The organism is Micromonospora sp. HM134 (assembly GCF_007833915.1).
Classification (GTDB): Bacteria; Actinomycetota; Actinomycetes; order Mycobacteriales; family Micromonosporaceae; genus Micromonospora; species Micromonospora wenchangensis.
The window spans coordinates 2,278,214-2,296,086 of record NZ_CP041061.1 but is presented as its reverse complement, the minus strand read 5'-3'; the positions used below and the strand labels follow the sequence as shown (position 1 = coordinate 2,296,086).

Below are 17,873 nucleotides of genomic sequence, written 5' to 3'. Positions count from 1 at the left end.
TTGTCGTGACAGACTCGGAGGGTGACCGTCAGCCCCACCGTTCGCCGCCGCCGCATCGCCCGTGAACTCCGCCAACTGCGGGAACGCGCGGGCATGACACTGGACGTCGCCGCCCGCCAACTCGACATGTCCAAGAGCAACCTGTCCCGCATCGAGAATGCCCAGATCGGCATCAAACCCCGTGACGTGCGTGCCGCGCTGGCCCTCTACGAGGTGACCGGTGTCGACGCCGAGGCGCTCATCGAGATCGCCCGGGGCGCCCAGCAGCGCGGCTGGTGGCAGAACTACAGCGACGTGCTGCCCGAGTGGTTCGAGTTCTACGTCGGCCTGGAGGCGGAGGCGGAGAGCCTGCGCACGTACGAGGCGGAGTCCGTACCCGGGCTGTTGCAGACCGAGGCGTACGCCCGGGAGATGTTCCGTCGTACGGCCGGCGAGGAGGGGCTGGAGCGCAAGGTGGCCGCCCGGCTGCGACGCCAGGAGGTGCTGCACCGGGACTCGCCCCGGGTCGAGTTGTCGGTGGTCCTCAACGAGGCGGTGCTGCTGCGTCCGGTGGGCGGGCCGGCCGTCATGGCGGAGCAGTTGACCCACATGGCCCGGGTCGCCCAGTCACCGAACGTTACATGCTACGTACTTCCGTTCTCGGCCGGGGGCCATCCCGCGATGAGCACCCCGTACGTGATCCTCACGTTTGCCGACGCGGCCGACAATTCCGTGGTTTACCTGGACAATCTCACGGTGGGTCTGGCGCTGGAGGAAGCGGGACACGTGCGCGGGTATACCCTTGTGCACGAGGAGCTGTGCCGGATGGCACTGGATCCGGAGCGGTCCCTGGCCCGCCTGGAGGAGGCTTCTCGTCACTTTGCGTGATCGCATCGCCGCGGCACGCCCTGGGGGGAACGGAAGGTACGGAATGCAGGCGCTGCCTCTGTCCATGATGGACTGGCGGACCAGCAGCCGCAGCAGCGGCAACGGCAACTGCGTGGAGATCGCCTCCACCGACGACCGGATCGCGGTACGCGACAGCAAGGACCGGTGCGGCCCCGCGCTGGTCTTCTCCGCCGATGCCTGGACAGCCTTCGTCACCGGCATGGAGGCGGTACGCCGGGTCTGACGCCCGGCGTGCCACAGTGGCAGCCGTGCTCCGTGACGTACCCCTCGACCTGCCGGTGCGACCGGCGCTGGCATCCCTGCTGCGAGCGCTGACCGACGCCGGCGGCGCGGTCCTGGTCGCCCCGCCCGGCACCGGCAAGACCACCCTGGCCCCGCTCGCCGTGGCCGACGGGGTGGCCGGGCGGGTGCTGGTCGCCCAGCCCCGCCGGGTGGCCGCCCGGGCGGCGGCCCGGCGGATCGCCGACCTGCTCGGTGAGCGGGTCGGCCAGCGGGTCGGCTACGCCGTGCGCGGCGACCGCCGGGTCGGACCGGACACCCGGGTCGAGGTGGTCACCACCGGCCTGCTGGTCCGCCGGCTGCTGCGCGACCCGGACCTGCCCGGGGTCGACGCGGTGCTGCTCGACGAGGTGCACGAGCGGCAGCTCGACGCCGACCTCGCGCTGGCCTTCACCGTGGAGGCCCGGGCGGCGCTGCGGCCCGAGCTGTGGCTGGTGGCGATGTCGGCGACCCCGGAGGCGGACCGGTTCGCCGCCCTGCTCGGCGGCGACACGCCGGCCCCGGTGGTCCGCGCCGAGGCGGCCCTGCACCCGGTCACCCGGGTCTGGACGCCACCACCGCGCCCGGTCGCGCCACCGGGCGCGGGACGGGTCGATCCGCTGCTGCTCGACCACGTCGCCGCGACCGTCCGGCGGGCCCTGCACGAGCAGGACGGCGACGTGCTGGTCTTCCTGCCCGGGGCGGGCGAGATCGGGGCGGTGACCCGCCGGCTGGCCGACCTGACCGACCGGGTGGCCGTCCTGCCGCTGCACGGGCGGCTGCCCGCCGCCGCGCAGGACGCCGCGCTGCGCCCCGCCGACCGGCGTCGGGTGGTGCTCGCCACCTCGGTCGCGGAGAGCAGCCTGACCGTGCCCGGGGTCCGGGTGGTGGTCGACGCCGGCCTGGCCCGGGTGGCCCGCACCGACCTGGCCCGGGGGCTGGGCGCGCTGGTCACCGTGCCGGTGTCCCGGGCCGCCGCGACGCAGCGGGCCGGCCGGGCCGGCCGGCAGGCCCCGGGGGTGGTCTACCGCTGCTGGTCGGAGGGGACCCACGGCCGGCTCGCCGCGCAGCCCGAGCCGGAGATCGCCACCGCCGACCTGACCGGTTTCGCGCTGGACCTGGCCGCCTGGGGCAGCCCGGACGGCGACGGGCTGGCGCTGCCCGACCCGCCGCCGCCCGCCGCGCTGACCGTGGCCCGGGAGACGTTGACCGCTCTCGGCGCGATCGACGCCGACGGCCGGGTGACCGCCCGGGGGCGGGCCATCGCCGCCACCGGCACCCACCCCCGGCTGGGCCGGGCCCTGCTCGACGGCGCCACCCGGGTCGGCCGGGACCGGGCCGCCGAGCTGGTCGCCCTGCTCGCCGAAGACGGCCTGGCCGGGCGGCACGACGACCTCACCGCCGCGTGGCGGCGGCTGCGCGACGACAGCGACCCCGGTGCCACCGCCCGCTGGCGCGCCGAGGTCCGGCGGCTGCGTGCCGCGCTGCCCGGCACCACCGGGCAGGGCGGCGCCGGCGCACGGCTGCCCGACGACCTGGCGGCCGGGCTGCTGGTGGGGCTGGCCCACCCGGAGCGGCTGGCCCGGCTGCGCCGGGCCGGTGGGACGCCGTACCTGATGGCGGGTGGGACCGGGGCGGAGCTGGCGGCCGGGTCGGCGCTGACCGGGACGGGCTGGCTGGCCGTCGCGGTCGCCGACCGCTCGCCGGGCGCACCGACCGCCCGGGTCCGGCTGGCCGCCCCGCTCGACGAGGCGACCGCCCGGGAGGTCGGCGGCGCGTTGCTGACCGAGGACCGCGAGGTCGGCTGGGTCGACGGTGACGTGCTGGCCCGCCAGGTGACCCGGCTCGGCGCGATCGAGCTGGTCAGTCGCCCGCTCGCCCGGCCGACGCCGGAGCTGCTGGCCGCCGCCCTGGCCGACGGGCTCCGCCAGGCGGGCCTGGACCTGCTGACCTGGACCCCGGCGGCCCGGTCGCTGCGGCAGCGGCTGGCGTTCTGCCGGCAGGCGCTGGGCGGGCCGTGGCCGGAGGTCTCCGACGACGCGCTGCTCGCCGCCGCCGACCGGTGGCTCGGGCCGGAGCTGGCCGCCGCACGGCGCCGGGCCGACCTGGCCCGGATCGACGTGACCGGGGCGCTGCGCCGGCTGCTGCCCTGGCCGCAGGCGGGCCGGCTGGACGAGCTGGCCCCGGAACGCATCGAGGTGCCCAGCGGCTCCCGGGTCCGGGTGGACTACGCCGACCCGGCCGCGCCGGTGCTGGCGGTGAAGCTCCAGGAGACGTTCGGCTGGCAGCAGGCGCCCCGGCTGGCCGACGGCCGGGTGCCGGTGCTGCTGCACCTGCTCTCCCCCGCCGGCCGGCCCGTCGCGGTCACCGCCGACCTGGCGTCGTTCTGGCGTACCGGCTACCCGCAGGTGCGCGGGGAGCTGCGGGGGCGTTACCCGCGCCACCCCTGGCCGGAGGACCCGGTCACGGCCGCGCCGACCCGGCACACCACGCACCGCCGCCGCTGAGCCGGCGCGCCGCCGGTGGCGGTCACTCGTCGACGACGTCGGCGATGAGCACGGTGATGTTGTCCGGGCCGCCGGCCCGCAGGGCGAGGTCGATCAGGCGGCGGGCGCAGTCCTCCCGGTCCGGGGTCTCCCGGAGCACCTCGGTGAGGGTGTCCGGGCGGACGACGTTGGACAGGCCGTCGCTGCACAGCAGCCAGCGGTCGCCGGCCCGGGGCACCATCGTGGCGTACGACGGGGAGACCTGCTCGCCCTGCAACGCCTGGGTGACCACGGCCCGGCGGGGGTGGCTGGACGCCTCCTCGGGGCTGATCACCCCCTGGTCGACGAGCATCTGGACGAAGGTGTCGTCCCGGGTGACCTGTTTGAGGGTGCCCTCGCGGAACAGGTAGGCCCGGGAGTCGCCGACGTGGGCCAGCGCCAGGCAGCTGCCGGTGCGGGAGAAGAGCAGGGCGGTCAGTGTGGTGCCCATGCCCTGCCGCTCGGGGTCCTCCCGGACGGCCTGGTGGATCCGCGCGGTGGCCAGCTCGATGCCGGTCTGCAACGCCGCCACCAGGGCGTCCTCGGGGGTCTCCACGTCCAGTGGGGCGACCGCGTCGATGGCGATCCGGCTGGCCAGGTCGCCGGCCGCCATCCCGCCCATGCCGTCGGCGACGGCGACGAGCCAGGCTCCGGAGTGCATGGCGTCCTGGTTTCCGCTGCGGATCAGCCCACGGTCGCTCGTCCCGACGGAACGAAGCTTCAGGGTCATGGGTGGCAGCCTGCCAGGCGGAGGGTGTTGTTGTCTCTAGGAGATCAGGACGACTGCGCGTGGCGCGGCGAATCTCACTGCCGTCGGTGTCGGTCCGGGCCGCTGCGGTACGCCCCGACCAGCCCGAAGGTCATCCAGTCGAATCGATTGACAGGGACGAGACGCGCTGGAAACATCTGGCTGATAGCTGGGAGCGCTCCCAGTGACAGGCATCGACGGCACACCCCCACCACCCTTCCGCCCGGAAAGGAATCCCGTGATCCTGACCCGACGACGTCGGCGGCATCTCGCGGTACTGGCAGCGACGACCCTGATCCTCACCGGCGCCGGCACCGGCGTGGCCCACGCCGAGGTCCCGCCGGACGCCCCCGAGCAGATCAGCAACGGCGACTTCAGCGAGGGCGTCTCGCCCTGGTTCTCCTACGGCACCGGCCCGCTCGACGTCGTCGACGGCCGGCTCTGCGTCACCGTCCCCGCCGGGCTGGCCAACCCGTGGGACGCCGGCATCGGCCACGACGGGGTCCGGCTCAACGCCGGCGCGGAGTACAAGCTCAGCTTCGACATCTCGGCCACCCCCGGGCTGAGCGTCAACGCCGTGCTCCAGCTCGGCAGCGCCCCCTACACCTCGTACGCGAGCGTGCCGGCGGTGGCCGCCCCGACGAGCAAGCGGGTCGAGCAGACGTTCACCGTCCCGGACGACAACCCGAACGCCCAGCTGATCTTCCAGGTCGGCGGGGCCGCCGCCGAGCAGCGGATCTGCCTGGACAACGTCTCGTTGCGCGGTGGCGAGGCCGCCCCGCCGTACGTGCCGGACACCGGCCCCCGGGTCCGGGTCAACCAGGTCGGCTACCTGCCCGGCGGCCCGAAGAACGCCACCGTGGTGACCGAGTCGACCGGGGCGCTGCCCTGGCAGCTCAAGTCGGCCGCCGGCACGGTCGTCGCCAGCGGCCGGAGCACCCCGCGCGGGGTCGACGCCGCCTCCGGGCAGAACGTGCAGACCGTCGACTTCTCGTCCTTCCGCACCCCCGGCACCGGCTACACGCTGGTCGCCGACGGCGAGACCAGCCACCCGTTCGACATCTCCGGCGACCTCTACGACCGGCTGCGGGCCGACGCGATGCAGTTCTTCTACGCCCAGCGCAGCGGCATCGAGATCGACGGTGACCTGATCGGCGAGGAGTACGCCCGCCCGGCCGGCCACCTCGGGGTGGCCCCCAATCAGGGCGACACCCAGGTGCCCTGCCAGCCCGGCGTCTGCGACTACTCGCTGGACGTGCGCGGTGGCTGGTACGACGCGGGTGACCACGGCAAGTACGTGGTCAACGGCGGTATCGCCGCCTACCAGCTGCTGAGCGCGTTCGAGCGGACCAAGACGGCGGAGACCGCCGCCGGTGGCGCGAAGCTGGGCGACTCGACGCTGCGGCTGCCCGAGCGGGGCAACGCCGTGCCGGACGTCCTCGACGAGGCCCGCTGGGAGATCGAGTTCCTGCTCCGGATGCAGGTGCCGGCCGGCAAGCCGCTGGCCGGGATGGCCCACCACAAGATCCACGACAAGGCGTGGACCGGCCTGCCGCTCGCCCCGCAGGACGACGCCCAGCCGCGTGAGCTGCACCCGCCGTCGACCGCCGCCACCCTCAACCTGGCCGCCGTCGCCGCACAGTGCCAGCGCCTGTTCGCCCCGTACGACGCGGCGTTCGCCGCCCGCTGCGGCACCGCCGCGACGACCGCGTACGCCGCCGCCAAGGCGCACCCGGCGGTCTACGCCGACCCGAACGACGGCATCGGCGGCGGCGCGTACGACGACACCAACGTCACCGACGAGTTCTACTGGGCCGCGGTCGAGCTGTACCTGACCACCGGCAAGAAGGCGTACCTGGACGACCTGACCGCCTCGCCCCACCACACCGGCGACGTGTTCGCCGCCGGCGGCGCGTTCAGCTGGCAGAGCGTGGCCGCGATCGGCCGGCTCGACCTGGCCACCGTGCCGAACGGCCTGCCGGCCGCCGACAAGGCCCGGGTCCGCGCCTCGGTCACCGCCGCCGCCGACAACTACCTGACCACCCTGCACGCCCAGGCGTACGGCCTGCCGGTGCCGGGCGAGGCGGGCAGCTACGTCTGGGGCAGCAACAGCAACATCATCAACAACATGGTGGTGCTGGCCACCGCGTTCGACCTGACCCGGGACGCGAAGTACCGGGACGGCACCGTGCAGGCGACCGACTACCTGCTCGGCCGCAACGCGCTGAACATGTCGTACGTGACCGGCTGGGGCGAGCAGAACGCGCGCAACCAGCACAGCCGGATCTTCGGCAACCAGCTCAACCCGGCCATGCCGAACCCGCCGGTGGGCTCGCTCGCCGGCGGCCCGAACGCCGCCCTGCAGGACCCGTTCGTCGCCCAGCTGCTCAAGGGCTGCGCGCCGATGTTCTGCTACGTCGACGACATCAACTCGTACTCGACCAACGAGGTGGCGATCAACTGGAACTCGGCGCTGGCCTGGCTCGCGTCGTTCCTCGCCGACCAGGGTGACGCCAAGGCGGTGGCCCCGCGCACCTGCGCGGTCAGCTACCAGGTGCACGGCACCTGGCCGGACGGCTCCAACACCCAGGTCGTCCTGCGCAACACCGGCGACACCGCGATCAACGGCTGGACCCTGCGCTACGCCTACACCGGCGACCAGAAGGTCACCCAGGCGTGGACGGCGAAGGTGACCCAGTCCGGGGCCACCGTGACGGCGAAGAACGAGTCGTACAACGCGAAGATCGCGCCGGGTGGCAGCATCACCTTCGGTCTGCTCGCCAGGACCGGCACGCTGGCCAATCCGGCACCGGACCTGATCACCGTCAACGGCGTCGCCTGCACGGTGTCCTGACCGGCTCTCCTACCCTCGGGCCCCGGGCTGCCACCCGGGGTCCGAGCGCGCCGGGCGGTCGTCCCCCGACCGCCCGGCGCCCCCCGTCCGACCGCCCGGCACGCCCGCCCGGCCCAGCAGTGGAGACGAGTCCGATGCCCGAGCCGACCACGATCTCCGACGCCGAGCGTCGGCGCATCGTCCACGAGTTCGTCGACGAGACCGTCGGCGACGCCCACCCCGAGGTGGTGGCGATGGTCCGTGACCTCACCCACCGGGTCCGCGACACCGTCGAACTGGCCCGCGCCGCCGGCATCGCCCCCGAGTCGCCCCGCGCCGGCCACGTGGTGGCCGCGCTGGTCCGCGCGTACGGCGAGGTCTTCGACCGGGTCGACGACGCCGGCTACCGCAGCGCGTTGCTGGCCCGCCTGGAGGTCGCCAACGACCCGCGGACCGAGCGGTACTTCCAGCTCCTCGCGACGGTCAACGGTTGGACCGCGCCGCCCACCCTGACGCCGGTGCTGGACTGGTTCATCGCCGCGCTGCGCCACCACCCCGTGCCCTGACCCGCACCCGACCGATCGTCCCGGCGCGGCGGCGGGGCGGGGCGGTCAGCCGGCCTGTCGTGTCGACCGGGCCAGGTGCAGGAAGCCACGCCAGGCGCCCGGGGTGAAGGCCAGGGTGCCGCCGGCGCGGTCCTTCGTGTCGCGGACGAGGACGACGCCGGGCAGGTTGTCCGCCACCTCGACGCAGTTGCCACCATTGTTGCCGCTCCTGGTGCTCTTGTGCCACCGAGCGCCGCTCAGCTCCATGATGCCGCCGCTTTCCTGACGAGTTCCAGGGATCGCGCCCGGGGTAGGGCCTCCCCCACTATGCGCGCCCACCGACGCTCCAGGACAGCGATATCCGTGCGCTGGTCGATGATCTGCGCGCGCACCTGCCCATCGACGTGCGCCACTCGCGTTCCGTCGTCCAGCTCGGCGACGACGAAGGGTCCGCCGAGGCCGGCGTACATGCCTGTCTCGGCCGGGACCACGTGCACCTGCACGGTCGGCAGCTCGGCGCAGGCGGCAAGGTGGGCGCACTGCTCGCGCATCAGCTCGGGCCGGCCCCGCACCGGGCGGTGCAGCACCGACTCGTCGATGACGGCGACCAGCAGCGGCGGTCGGTCGCGGTGCAGGATCGCCTGGCGGGTGAGGCGGGCCGTGATGAGCTGGTCGACCTCCTCCTCGGTCAGGGTCTCCCCGGCCAGGGTCGCCCGCGCGTACGCCTCGGTCTGGAGCAGGCCGGGCACCCAGGCCAGCTCGAAACCGCGTAGCACGACGGCCTCGCGTTCGATGTCGGCCCACGGCCGGAACCACACCGGCTCGTGTCGCTTGTGCAGGTCGGGCCACAGGTCCAGGACGTCCCGCTTGAGCAGCGCGGCGACCTCGGCACGATGCCGGGTTTGAGGAATTCGCCCCTGGCTGGCCCAGCGCGCGGCGGTCTTCGGGTCGACTCCGATGCGAGCGGCGAGGCTCTCGGCCGTCTCACCCGCCTCGGCCATCGCCTCTTTGACTGCCAGATTCATCCTGACCCTCCCCGGACATCCTGGATATCCGGAGTCATCTTGCTACGCGGTGTGATCGTACCGCAACCCTTTGGCACGGTGAGATCAGGACGGCGTCGCCGACGGGCCGGACCCCCACCGGCGACGCCCACCGGGGCCGTTCCCGTGGAGGGGCGGGAACGGCCCCTCCACCATGGACCAACGGGGGCTCAGGAACCGGCGGGGGCACCGGCGGCGACCGGCGCGGCGGCACCGTCGCCACGCCAGACGTAGCCGACCCCGGCCGGCGCGGTGAGCGAGCCGGCGAACAGCGCGTTGACCCGGGACGCCTCGGTGGCGCTCGGCTTGGCGTTGCGGCACGACACCGGGGCGCTGCTGCCCGACATCAGGTCGGTGCACAGGCCGGTCCGGTTGTCGGGCAGGCCGAGGATGTGACCGATCTCGTGGGTGGCGATCCGGGTCCGGTCGTACCCCTGGTCGACAGCCTGGGTGCCCATCCAGACCCGGCCGTTGCCCAGGCTGGTGGTCTGCGCGCGGGGCCAGCCGGTGTCGACGTAGATGGTGATGTTGCCGGGCGTGCGGGCGACCAGCCGGACGTTGGTCACCGAGCTGTTCCAGATCGTCGCGGCCTGGTCGAAGTTGGTGCGGAACTCCCCGGCCCGGCTCGCGTCGTAGTAGACCGTCCGCGCGGCGGCGGACGCCGTGCCGCCGCCCGCGGCGACCACGCCGGTCGCCGTGAGCACCAGCGCCAGCAGGGTCCCGGCGGTACGCGAGAACTGTCGTCGGCGCATCGTCCGACCTCCCATCGATAGAAGTTCACCGATGTTAAGCGGTCGGTCGGAACCCGGTCGAATAGCGGTTACGTCATACCGCCACCACCGGACGGCTCAGCCGATCTCCTCGTCGACGAAGCACCAGCGCCACGACTCCCCCGGCTGGATGGACCGCATCACCGGGTGCCCGCTCGACTCGAAGTGCTTCGTCGCGTGCTGGTACGGCGACGAGTCGCAGCACCCCACCTGCCCACACTCCACACACGACCGCAGGTGCACCCAGTCGTCGTTGCCGACGGCCACGCACTCCGGGCAGGCGTCGGTGACGCTCGGCTCGGCGGCTCCCGCCCCGGTCAGGTGCGCACAGCTCATCAGTCACTCTCCCGTCGCAACAACGACTCCTCCAGGTCCAGGTCGCGGTACGCCCGCACCAGCACCTCCTCGGGAATCCGTCCCTCGTCACGGGCGGCCCGGAAGACCTCCCGCTCGGCGTCGATCATCTCCTGCCGCAGCCGACCGTACGCCTGCGACGGCGTCTCCCGGTCGCTGCCGCCGAGCCGCTCCCAGGCCAGGTTGGTGCGGCTCTGCACCAGCCCGCGCAACCGCTCCACCACGGCCGGCGGCGCGCCGTCGGCCAACTCGTCCAGCTTCTCCCGGGCCGCCCGGCCGGCCTGCTGCTGCACGGTCGCGGCGGAGAGCGCGTCGGCCACCGGGTCGTCCGGGGGCAGTTTCAACCGGCGGGCCACCCACGGCAGGGTCGCGCCCTGCCCGACCAGGGTCGCCACGATCACCGCGAAGGCCAGCCAGATGAACAGCGCCCGCTGGTAGGGCTGGTCCCCGGCCAGGGTCAGCGGCAGACCCAGCGCGGCGGCCAGCGTCACCACCCCGCGCATCCCGGCCCAGCCGATGACGATCGGGAACTGCACCGGCGTGGCCGGGTCCCGCTGCCGGACCCGGGGCACCAGCCGGGCCAGGTAGGTGGCCGGGAAGACCCAGACGAACCGGGCCAGGAAGACCGCCGCCAACACCGCCGCGGTGATCCCCACCAGCCGGCCGGTCGGCTCGTCGAGATCCCGCAGCACCTCGGGCAGTTGCAGGCCGACCAGCAGGAAGACCAGCCCCTCCAGCAGGAACTGGACCAGCCGCCAGAACGCGCCGGTCTGCAACCGGGAGGCGGCCGACAGCAGCAGCGGCATCTTGTGGCCGATCCCCAGCCCGGTGACCACCACCGCCACCACCCCGGAGGCGTGGATCTCCTCCGCGGCGAAGACCACCGCGAACGGCACGATCAACGACAGCGCGTTGTCCAGCAGCGGATCGGTGGTCCGCTTGTGCAGGAACCCGAAGACCACCACCCCCAGCAGCCCGACCAGCACCCCGCCGCCGGTGGCGACCACCACCTCCTGCGCCACGTACCCGAAGCCGACCGAACCGGCGCTGGCGGTGGCCGCGACGATCGCCACCCGCAGCAGCACCAGCGCGGTGGCGTCGTTGACCAGGCTCTCCCCCTCCAGGATGGTCACCACCCGCCGGGGCAGACCCACCCGCCGGGCCACCGCGGTGGCCGCGATCGCGTCCGGCGGCGCCACCACCGCGCCCAGCGCCACGCAGATCGCGTACGGCAGGTCGGGCAGGAGCAGGTGCACCACCGTGCCCACCACGAACGCGGTGAAGATCACCAGGCCCACCGCGAGCAGCAGGATCGGCCGCAGGTTGAGCCGGAACGCCGGCACCGAGGTCCCCAACGCCGCCACGTAGAGCAGCGGCGGCAGGATGCCCACCAGCACCAGGTCGGGATCGAGCCGCACGTGCGGGAAGCCCGGCAGGAAGGACAGCCCGAGGCCGAGCACCACCAGCAGGATCGGCGCGAGCAGACCCAGCTTGCGGGCCAGCGCGGCACCGAAGGTCGCGATCGCCAGGAAGACCACGACCTCGAACAGAGCTTCCATGGAGTAGCAGCCTAGGCGTACGGACGGCCCGGGGTGATCACCCGGCGGCGCGCAGCTTCGGCAGCACCTCCGCACCGAACGTGTCGATGAAGGCGCGCTGCTCCTGCCCGACGTGGTGCAGGGCGATCTGGTCGAAGCCCAGCGACAGGTACTCCTCCAGCCAGCCGACGTGCCGGCCCAGGTCGGCCGACACGTTCACCACCTCGGTGACCTGCTCCATCGGCACCCGCTCGCTGACCACGTCGAAGTGCTCGGCGGTGTCGAGGTCCCAGCAGACCGGCGGCGCGAAGACGTTGCTGCGCCACTGCTCGTACGCGATGGCCTCCGCCTCGGCCTGCTCCGGCGCCCAGCTCACGTGCACCTGGAGGTGCAGCGGCCCCCGCCCGCCCGCGTCCCGGTAGGCGTCGATCATCTCGCGCAGGTGCGCGGTCGGGGCGTTCACCGTGATCAGGCCGTCCGCCCACTCGGCGCACCAGCGGGCGGTGGCCACGCTGACCGCCGCCCCGATCAGCGCCGGCGGTTCCTCCGGGCGGGTCCACAGCTTCGCCCGGTCCACCCGGACCAGCCCGTCGTGGCTGACCTCCTCGCCGGCCAGCAGCGCCCGGATCACCTCCACGCACTCCCGCAGCCGGGCGGTCCGCACGTCCTTGCGCGGCCAGCCGTCGCCGGTGATGTGCTCGTTGCTCGCCTCGCCGGTGCCCAGCGCCGCCCAGAACCGGCCCGGGTACATCGCGCCCAGGGTGCCGATCGCCTGCGCGATGATCGCCGGGTGGTAGCGCTGGCCGGGGGCGTTGACCACACCGAACGGCAACCCGGTGGCCTGGAGCGCGGCCCCCAGCCAGGACCAGGCGAACCCGGACTGGCCCTGCCGGGTGCTCCACGGCGAGAAGTGGTCCGACGACATCGCGGCGTCGAAACCGGCGCGTTCGGCGTGCACCACCGCCTCCAGCAGGCGGCTCGGATGGATCTGCTCGTGGGAGGCGTGGAAGCCGAACACCGTCATGGCGTCCTTCCGTACCCATGACGGTGTCCGGCTAAAGCTCGCCCGCGCCGGTCACCCGGCACGGGGTCACTCGGCGTGCGCGCCCGCGCCGACGGTGGCGGCACCCTCCCCCACCCAGACGGTCTTGGTGTTGCAGAACTCCCGCATCCCCAGCGCCGACAGCTCCCGGCCGTAGCCGGAGTTCTTCACCCCGCCGAACGGCAGCTCCGGGTACGAGGTGGTCATGCCGTTGACGAACACGTTGCCGGCGTCCAGGTCGGTGGCGAACCGTTCCTGCTCGGCCGGGTCGGTGGTCCAGGCGTTCGCGCCCAGCCCGAACGGCGTGCCGTTGGCCACCTCGACCGCCTCGTCGTACGACGACACCCGGTAGAGCCCGGCGACCGGGCCGAAGACCTCCTCGGCCCACATCCGCATCTGCGGGTTCAGGTCGGTCACCACGGTCGGCGGGTAGAACCAGCCGTCGCCGGTCGGCTTCTCGCCGCCGCAGAGCACCGTCGCGCCGTGCGCCACCGCGTCCTGCACCTGGGCGTCGATCTCGTCCCGCCCGCTCTCGCTGGCCAGCGGGCCGACGTCGGTGTCGGCGTCCATCGGGTCGCCGACCCGCAGCGCGGCCATGTTCGCGGCGAACCTCTCGGCGAACGCGTCGAAGACGTCGGTGTGCACGATGAACCGCTTGGCCGCGATGCAGGACTGGCCGTTGTTCTGGCAGCGGGCGGTGGTCGCCACCTCGGCGGCCCGGTCCAGGTCGGCCGAGGGCATCACCACGAACGGGTCGCTGCCGCCCAGTTCCAGCACCGTCTTCTTCAGCTCCCGGCCGGCGATCTGGGCGATCGAGCGGCCCGCGCCCTCGCTGCCGGTCAGCGTCGCCGCCCGGACCCGGGGGTCGCTGAGCACCCGGTCGACCGCGTCCGAGCCGACCAGCAGGGTGGTGAACGCCCCTTCGGGGAACCCGGCCCGGCGGAACACGTCCTCCAGGTAGAGCGCGGTCTGCGGCACGTTGGAGGCGTGCTTGAGCAGGCCGGTGTTCCCGGCCATCAGGGCCGGCGCGGCGAACCGCATCACCTGCCAGAGCGGGAAGTTCCACGGCATCACCGCGAGCACCGCCCCGATCGGCTGGTAGCGGACGAAGGCCCGCTTCGCCTTCACCGCGGCGGCGTCGGCGGGCTCGTCGGCGAGCATCCGCTCCGCGTTCGCCGCGTAGAACCGGCAGGCGGTGGCGCACTTGGTGACCTCGGCCTGCGCCGCGGCGTAGGTCTTGCCCATCTCGGTGGTCATCAGCCGGGCGGTCTCGTCGCGTTCGGCGTCGAGCAGCTCCGCGGCGGCGTTCATCCACTGCGCCCGCTGGGCGACCGTGGTCCGGTGCAGGTCCCGGAACGCCAGGTCGGCCCGTTCGATGGCGGCGTCGATCTGCTCGGCCGACATCGGCTCGTACGACTTGAGCACCTGACCGGTGGCGGGGTTGGTGGTGGCGATGGGCATCTCGTGCTCCTGTCACTCGAAGAGTGAGTGCCGCGCGCCCGGCTGCTCACGGCGGCGGGCGGCACGGCGGCGCTGGATGACGACCAGGTCGACCACCGCCACGACGGCGAACAGCGCGCAGAGCACGCCCAGCCAGGCCAGCCCGGCCCAGAACGCCCCGACCGCGAGGACGGTCATGGTGACCAGGCCGAACAGGGCCAACGCCAGGCGCAGGTTCAACGCGCTGTACGCGTGGCCGACCGTGCCACGGGCGCGCCGGGGCTGCGATCTCGTCATCGTCTCGGCCTACCCCGGCACGGACGCCACTAACCGGTCCGACGCCGGATCACCCACGACGGCGCTGCCCACCGGGCCGGTGCCGGGCGGGCGACCTGCCCGGAGAGCCCCGGTCCGACCCGGTCTTACCAGATTCATGTTTCTAGCTGTTGAATCTGCCCGGAAGTCGACACGAGCGGGCCACCGCACCCGGTACGGGCCGTAGAGTGACCGGGCTGTCGCTCTGCGCCGTCTGACCAGGGGAAGACGCATGCCTCGACGCTGGGTCGCCGCCGTGGCCTGCCTGTTGGCGCTGACCGCGCTCGCCTGCGAGGAGGGCGGCGGGGCCTCCCCCCGCCCGACGAAGAGCGGATCGACACCGACCGGGCTGCCCGCCACGATGGCCGCCCTCGGCGACTCGATCACCACCGGGTTCGGTTCCTGCCTGGTGCTCACCTCGTGCCAGCGCAACTCCTGGTCGACCGGGGACGGCATCCGGGTGGAGAGCCACTACCGGCGGCTGCTCGACGCCGGGGCGCCGATCCGCAACCGGGCCCGCAACCACGCCGTACCGGGGGCCCGCGCCGAGGCCCTCGCCGGGCAGGCCGGCGCCGCCGTCAAGGACAAGGCCGACTACGTCACCGTGCTGATCGGCGCGAACGACGCCTGCCGCAACGACATCGACGCGATGACCGCGACCGCCACCTTCCGCAGCCAGGTCGACCGGGCGCTGCGGGTGCTGCGGGAGGGCCGCCCGAAGGCCCGGGTCCTGGTGGCCAGCATCCCCGACCTCAACCGGCTCTGGGAGATCGGGCACACCGAGTCCCGCGCGGTACGGATCTGGAAGACCGGGATCTGCCCGGCGCTGCTGGCGAACCCCACCTCGGACGCCAAGGCCGACCGGGACCGTCGGGCCCGCTTCGCCGAGCGGATCGACGCGTACAACAGCCAGCTCAAGGCGGCCTGCCGGGCGTACGGGTCGCGGTGCCGCTACGACGGCGGCGCGGTGCACCGGGTGCGGTTCAGCCTGGACGAGGTCAACGCGTTGGACTGGTTCCACCCCAACGTCGCCGGGCAGAACCGGCTCGCCGACGCGACCTTCTCGGCGGCCGGCTGGCGGCTCTGAGCCACCCACCCCCGGCTGCGGTCCGCTCGCGGGCGGGCGTCGCCCCGTGGCCGCGTCTGACGCACGCCGCGCCCGGCGGTGGGCCGGACCGCGGCGTGGCAGCACGTCCGGTCAGGGGCGGCGCGGGTGGGGCAGCCCGCCCCGGTGCTCCCGGTAGAGCGCCTGGGCGCGCTCGGCGAGATCCTTGGTCGCCGACGAGTTGGCCCAGGTGCCGAGAATGATCGCGGCACCCGGGACGACCTTGGCGAAGACCCGCTTGGCCGCCCGCACCCCGGCCATCCGGGCCAGCCGGACGCCGAGTTGCAGCATCACCCGCCCGAGCGGGTTCTGGGCGGCGTGACCGAACAGCGCGCCCGCCCGCTCCCGACCGGCCGCGACGCCCAGCGCCAACCGGGCCGTCTCGGCCGCCTTGTGCACCTTCTGCAGGACGAGTAGATCGGTGGCCCGGTCCGGGTGCACCGGGTCCGCGCCGTACGCGGCGGCGACGTGCAGCACCAGCCGGGCCTGGGTCCAGGCCAGCACGCCGACGTCGATCACCGCACCGGGCAGGCCCGCCGCACCCGAGACCGCTCCGGAGAGGCGGGCCCGGTTGACGAAGCGCCGGATGGCCTGCTCGGCCAGCTGGTCGGCGGTGGCGTCGGGGCGTTCCGCCCGGGTCCGGGCGACCCACTGGGCCGCCTCCGGGCCGAGCCGGCGGACCGCCTCCAGGGCCAGGTGCTCCGGGGCGTACTGCGGGTCGTCCCGCATCCGGTCCCAGAGCCGGGCCGGTGGCGCCTCCGGCGCGTCGCCCGGGTCACCGGCCGGCACCGCCGGAACCGGAGCCGACGCCCCCGCAGCCGCCGGGACCGTGGTGGTCGGCGACCCGACGGCCGGTGTCGCGGGGACGGCCGGACCGGCGGTGTCCGCCGGTACCGGCGGCGTGGGGACGGTCGGTTCGTCGTCGACGGGCACGGCGTCGGTCACAGATGCTCCCGGGGTGGAATCGGTTCGCGGACGGTCAGCGGCGACGGCCCGACAGCTTGCCGGCCGCCTGCTTGAGCCGTGCCTGGTTCTCCGGCTTGGCCAGCTCGCGCCGACCCCGGTCGACCAGCTGCTGCCCCTTGGGTGAGCGCAGGAAGGCGCTGATCCGCTGCATCAGTGCTGACATGTCGTCCTCCGATCGGGTGTCCTGCGTCATGTGTACCCGATCCGAGCAACCGCCAACCGTCCACTGTGTCCGGTCGAGGGTAGCCATCCGGCGACGTCGACGCGAACCGGCACGACCGACCCCGCCCGGGTGGGCCGGGATCCGGCCGGGCCGGGACGGCGACTCAGACCAGGATGGCGGCGACCACCTCGGTGGCCCGCCACTCGTGCTGGGCGTAGAGGTCCGGGTAGGCGGAGATCTGCACGGCCTGCGCGGCGACGGTGAGCGGAAGGTCCTCCCAGCCGGGGATCTCCAACAGGGCGGTGAGGAACGCCCGGGTGGCGAACGCCGGGTCCATCAGCTGGCCGACCTCGCCCCAGCCGCTGCTCGGTCGCTGCTGGAACAGCCCGACCGAGTCGTGGTCCCAGCCGATCGCCTGGTGCGGGTAGTTCTGCGACTCGGGCAGCACCCCGCTGGCGTAGTTGTAGAGGTTGCTCTCCTGCATCGCGGTGGCCACCGCGATGATCAGGGCCCGGCGCGGGACGCCCATCGCCCGGCCGGCCCTGACGATCTCCTTGGCGTTGTCCATCTGGGCCTGGTCGAGGCCGGCCACCGGGACGATCCGCTTCGGCCGCGGCTTCGGCTTCGGTCGGGGCTTGGGCTTGGTGGTCCTGGTCGCGCTCGGGGTCGGGCTCGGGGTGGCGGCGGTCGGGCTGGCGGCGGCCGGGCTGCTGGGCACGACCGTGACCGGGGTACGGACCTCGGCACGGGAGGCGGCCTGCTGGCCGCGCTCGGCGAGGGCGGCCTCGGTGCCGACCCGGTCGTCGGCCCGCTCGTCCGGCAGGGCCTGGACGCCCGCGACGGCGGTGACGCCGAGGCAGCAGAGCACGCCGGCGGCGAGGAGCACCGGCCGGCGGCGGCGGGGGTTAACGAGCCCGCCGAGGCGGGTACGGAGGGAGCGGGGTTCACGGAGAACGCCGACCTGAACGGACGAGGGGGTGTCGTCCGAACGGCCAGTCATGCCCTGAGGGGCGCCCTGGTCGTCGATGGTGTCGTCGTCACGCATCCGCCGAGGCTAGACATGCCCTTTCCCGGTCACCCACCAGCAGGAAGTGGCCCTCGCCACACTTTCCGACAGGCCGGCGGGACGCCCGCCCCGGACGCGGGACCGGGGCAACAGACCACTCGCAACGGGCATTACGGTCAGCAACCGCGCCCGTCGTCGTCGGAGCGGGTCGACGGCCCAGACCACCCCGGCCGACCGCAAGATCCATCATGTCCCCCTTTCGGGCGACACGCCGGAACCGTCCGGACCAGCCGCCCCGGCCCGTCCGGCGAATTGGTGGCTTCCTCCGGGTTTG

17 protein-coding genes and 1 pseudogene are annotated in these 17,873 nt (G+C 73.8%); 6 read left to right on the top strand and 12 right to left on the bottom strand.

The window, feature by feature from the left end; all coding sequences use genetic code 11:
* Positions 1-21: 21 nt before the first annotated feature.
* Genes FJK98_RS10225 through hrpB form a run of 3 tightly spaced genes read left to right on the top strand, consistent with a single transcriptional unit; the run spans position 22 to position 3,653 of the window.
* Positions 22-867, top strand: coding sequence for a helix-turn-helix transcriptional regulator (locus tag FJK98_RS10225; RefSeq protein ID WP_145918806.1), 846 nt, complete (start codon positions 22-24; stop codon positions 865-867).
* A 43-nt stretch (positions 868-910) separates the two neighbouring features.
* A complete protein-coding gene (locus FJK98_RS10220; protein ID WP_088644091.1) occupies positions 911-1,111 on the top strand; it encodes a DUF397 domain-containing protein in 201 nt (66 codons plus the stop codon).
* 25 nt (positions 1,112-1,136) lie between these two features.
* Positions 1,137-3,653 carry an ATP-dependent helicase HrpB gene (gene hrpB / locus FJK98_RS10215; protein WP_145918805.1) on the top strand — a complete coding sequence of 839 codons (2,517 nt, stop codon included), beginning with the start codon at positions 1,137-1,139 and terminating at the stop codon, positions 3,651-3,653.
* Positions 3,654-3,675: 22 nt separating this feature from the next.
* Here the strand turns inward: hrpB and FJK98_RS10210 are convergent, their stop codons facing one another.
* Positions 3,676-4,401, bottom strand: a complete 726-nt coding sequence (locus FJK98_RS10210) for a PP2C family serine/threonine-protein phosphatase (protein ID WP_145918804.1) — start codon at positions 4,399-4,401, stop codon at positions 3,676-3,678.
* Between the two features lie 262 nt (positions 4,402-4,663).
* Here FJK98_RS10210 and FJK98_RS10205 point away from each other — a divergent pair, with 262 nt between their 5' ends.
* Together FJK98_RS10205 and FJK98_RS33535 are read left to right on the top strand one after the other, a co-directional pair.
* The gene (locus FJK98_RS10205; RefSeq protein ID WP_145922679.1) at positions 4,664-7,273 is read left to right on the top strand and encodes a glycoside hydrolase family 9 protein; all 2,610 of its coding nucleotides are present in this window, start codon (positions 4,664-4,666) and stop codon (positions 7,271-7,273) included.
* Positions 7,274-7,407: 134 nt separating this feature from the next.
* Entirely contained in the window at positions 7,408-7,818 is a 411-nt protein-coding gene (locus tag FJK98_RS33535; RefSeq protein ID WP_194823351.1) for a hypothetical protein, read from the top strand.
* 45 nt (positions 7,819-7,863) lie between these two features.
* Here the strand turns inward: FJK98_RS33535 and FJK98_RS10195 are convergent, their stop codons facing one another.
* The 8 genes and pseudogenes from FJK98_RS10195 to FJK98_RS10160 form a co-directional block, all read right to left on the bottom strand.
* Entirely contained in the window at positions 7,864-8,058 is a 195-nt protein-coding gene (locus tag FJK98_RS10195; RefSeq protein WP_145922678.1) for a DUF397 domain-containing protein, read from the bottom strand.
* The gene (locus FJK98_RS10190) at positions 8,055-8,822 is read right to left on the bottom strand and encodes a Scr1 family TA system antitoxin-like transcriptional regulator (RefSeq protein ID WP_145918803.1); all 768 of its coding nucleotides are present in this window, start codon (positions 8,820-8,822) and stop codon (positions 8,055-8,057) included. The genes FJK98_RS10195 and FJK98_RS10190 overlap by 4 nt, the downstream gene beginning before the upstream one ends.
* A 197-nt stretch (positions 8,823-9,019) precedes the next feature.
* Positions 9,020-9,592, bottom strand: a pseudogene (locus FJK98_RS10185) (snapalysin family zinc-dependent metalloprotease); the annotation flags it as partial.
* A 96-nt stretch (positions 9,593-9,688) separates the two neighbouring features.
* Positions 9,689-9,946 (bottom strand): UBP-type zinc finger domain-containing protein, encoded by a 258-nt coding sequence (locus FJK98_RS10180; RefSeq protein ID WP_145918801.1) that lies wholly within the window; start codon positions 9,944-9,946, stop codon positions 9,689-9,691.
* Complete coding sequence (locus tag FJK98_RS10175; protein ID WP_145918800.1) at positions 9,946-11,523, bottom strand: Na+/H+ antiporter; 1,578 nt, start codon at positions 11,521-11,523, stop codon at positions 9,946-9,948. Before FJK98_RS10175 ends, FJK98_RS10180 begins: the two co-directional genes overlap by 1 nt.
* Positions 11,524-11,560: 37 nt before the next feature.
* The gene (locus FJK98_RS10170; protein WP_145918799.1) at positions 11,561-12,526 is read right to left on the bottom strand and encodes a TIGR03885 family FMN-dependent LLM class oxidoreductase; all 966 of its coding nucleotides are present in this window, start codon (positions 12,524-12,526) and stop codon (positions 11,561-11,563) included.
* A gap of 66 nt (positions 12,527-12,592) precedes the next feature.
* Positions 12,593-14,005: an NADP-dependent succinic semialdehyde dehydrogenase gene (locus tag FJK98_RS10165; RefSeq protein WP_145918798.1), complete on the bottom strand. Its 1,413-nt coding sequence runs from the start codon at positions 14,003-14,005 to the stop codon at positions 12,593-12,595.
* Positions 14,006-14,017: 12 nt separating this feature from the next.
* A complete protein-coding gene (locus FJK98_RS10160) occupies positions 14,018-14,281 on the bottom strand; it encodes a DUF6343 family protein (protein WP_145918797.1) in 264 nt (87 codons plus the stop codon).
* A 250-nt stretch (positions 14,282-14,531) separates the two neighbouring features.
* On the opposite strand from FJK98_RS10160, the gene FJK98_RS10155 reads away from it, so the two are divergent.
* Positions 14,532-15,386, top strand: coding sequence for a GDSL-type esterase/lipase family protein (locus FJK98_RS10155; RefSeq protein WP_145918796.1), 855 nt, complete (start codon positions 14,532-14,534; stop codon positions 15,384-15,386).
* A gap of 111 nt (positions 15,387-15,497) precedes the next feature.
* Here the strand turns inward: FJK98_RS10155 and FJK98_RS10150 are convergent, their stop codons facing one another.
* From FJK98_RS10150 to FJK98_RS10145, 3 genes are all read right to left on the bottom strand, one after another.
* Complete coding sequence (locus FJK98_RS10150; protein WP_240762946.1) at positions 15,498-16,193, bottom strand: EcsC family protein; 696 nt, start codon at positions 16,191-16,193, stop codon at positions 15,498-15,500.
* Positions 16,194-16,383: 190 nt separating this feature from the next.
* On the bottom strand, positions 16,384-16,533 hold the full coding sequence (locus tag FJK98_RS33130; RefSeq protein ID WP_168222413.1) for a hypothetical protein: 150 nt from the start codon (positions 16,531-16,533) through the stop codon (positions 16,384-16,386).
* Positions 16,534-16,696: 163 nt separating this feature from the next.
* Positions 16,697-17,578 carry a peptidase M23 gene (locus FJK98_RS10145; RefSeq protein ID WP_145918795.1) on the bottom strand — a complete coding sequence of 294 codons (882 nt, stop codon included), beginning with the start codon at positions 17,576-17,578 and terminating at the stop codon, positions 16,697-16,699.
* Between the last annotated feature and the right edge of the window lie 295 nt (positions 17,579-17,873).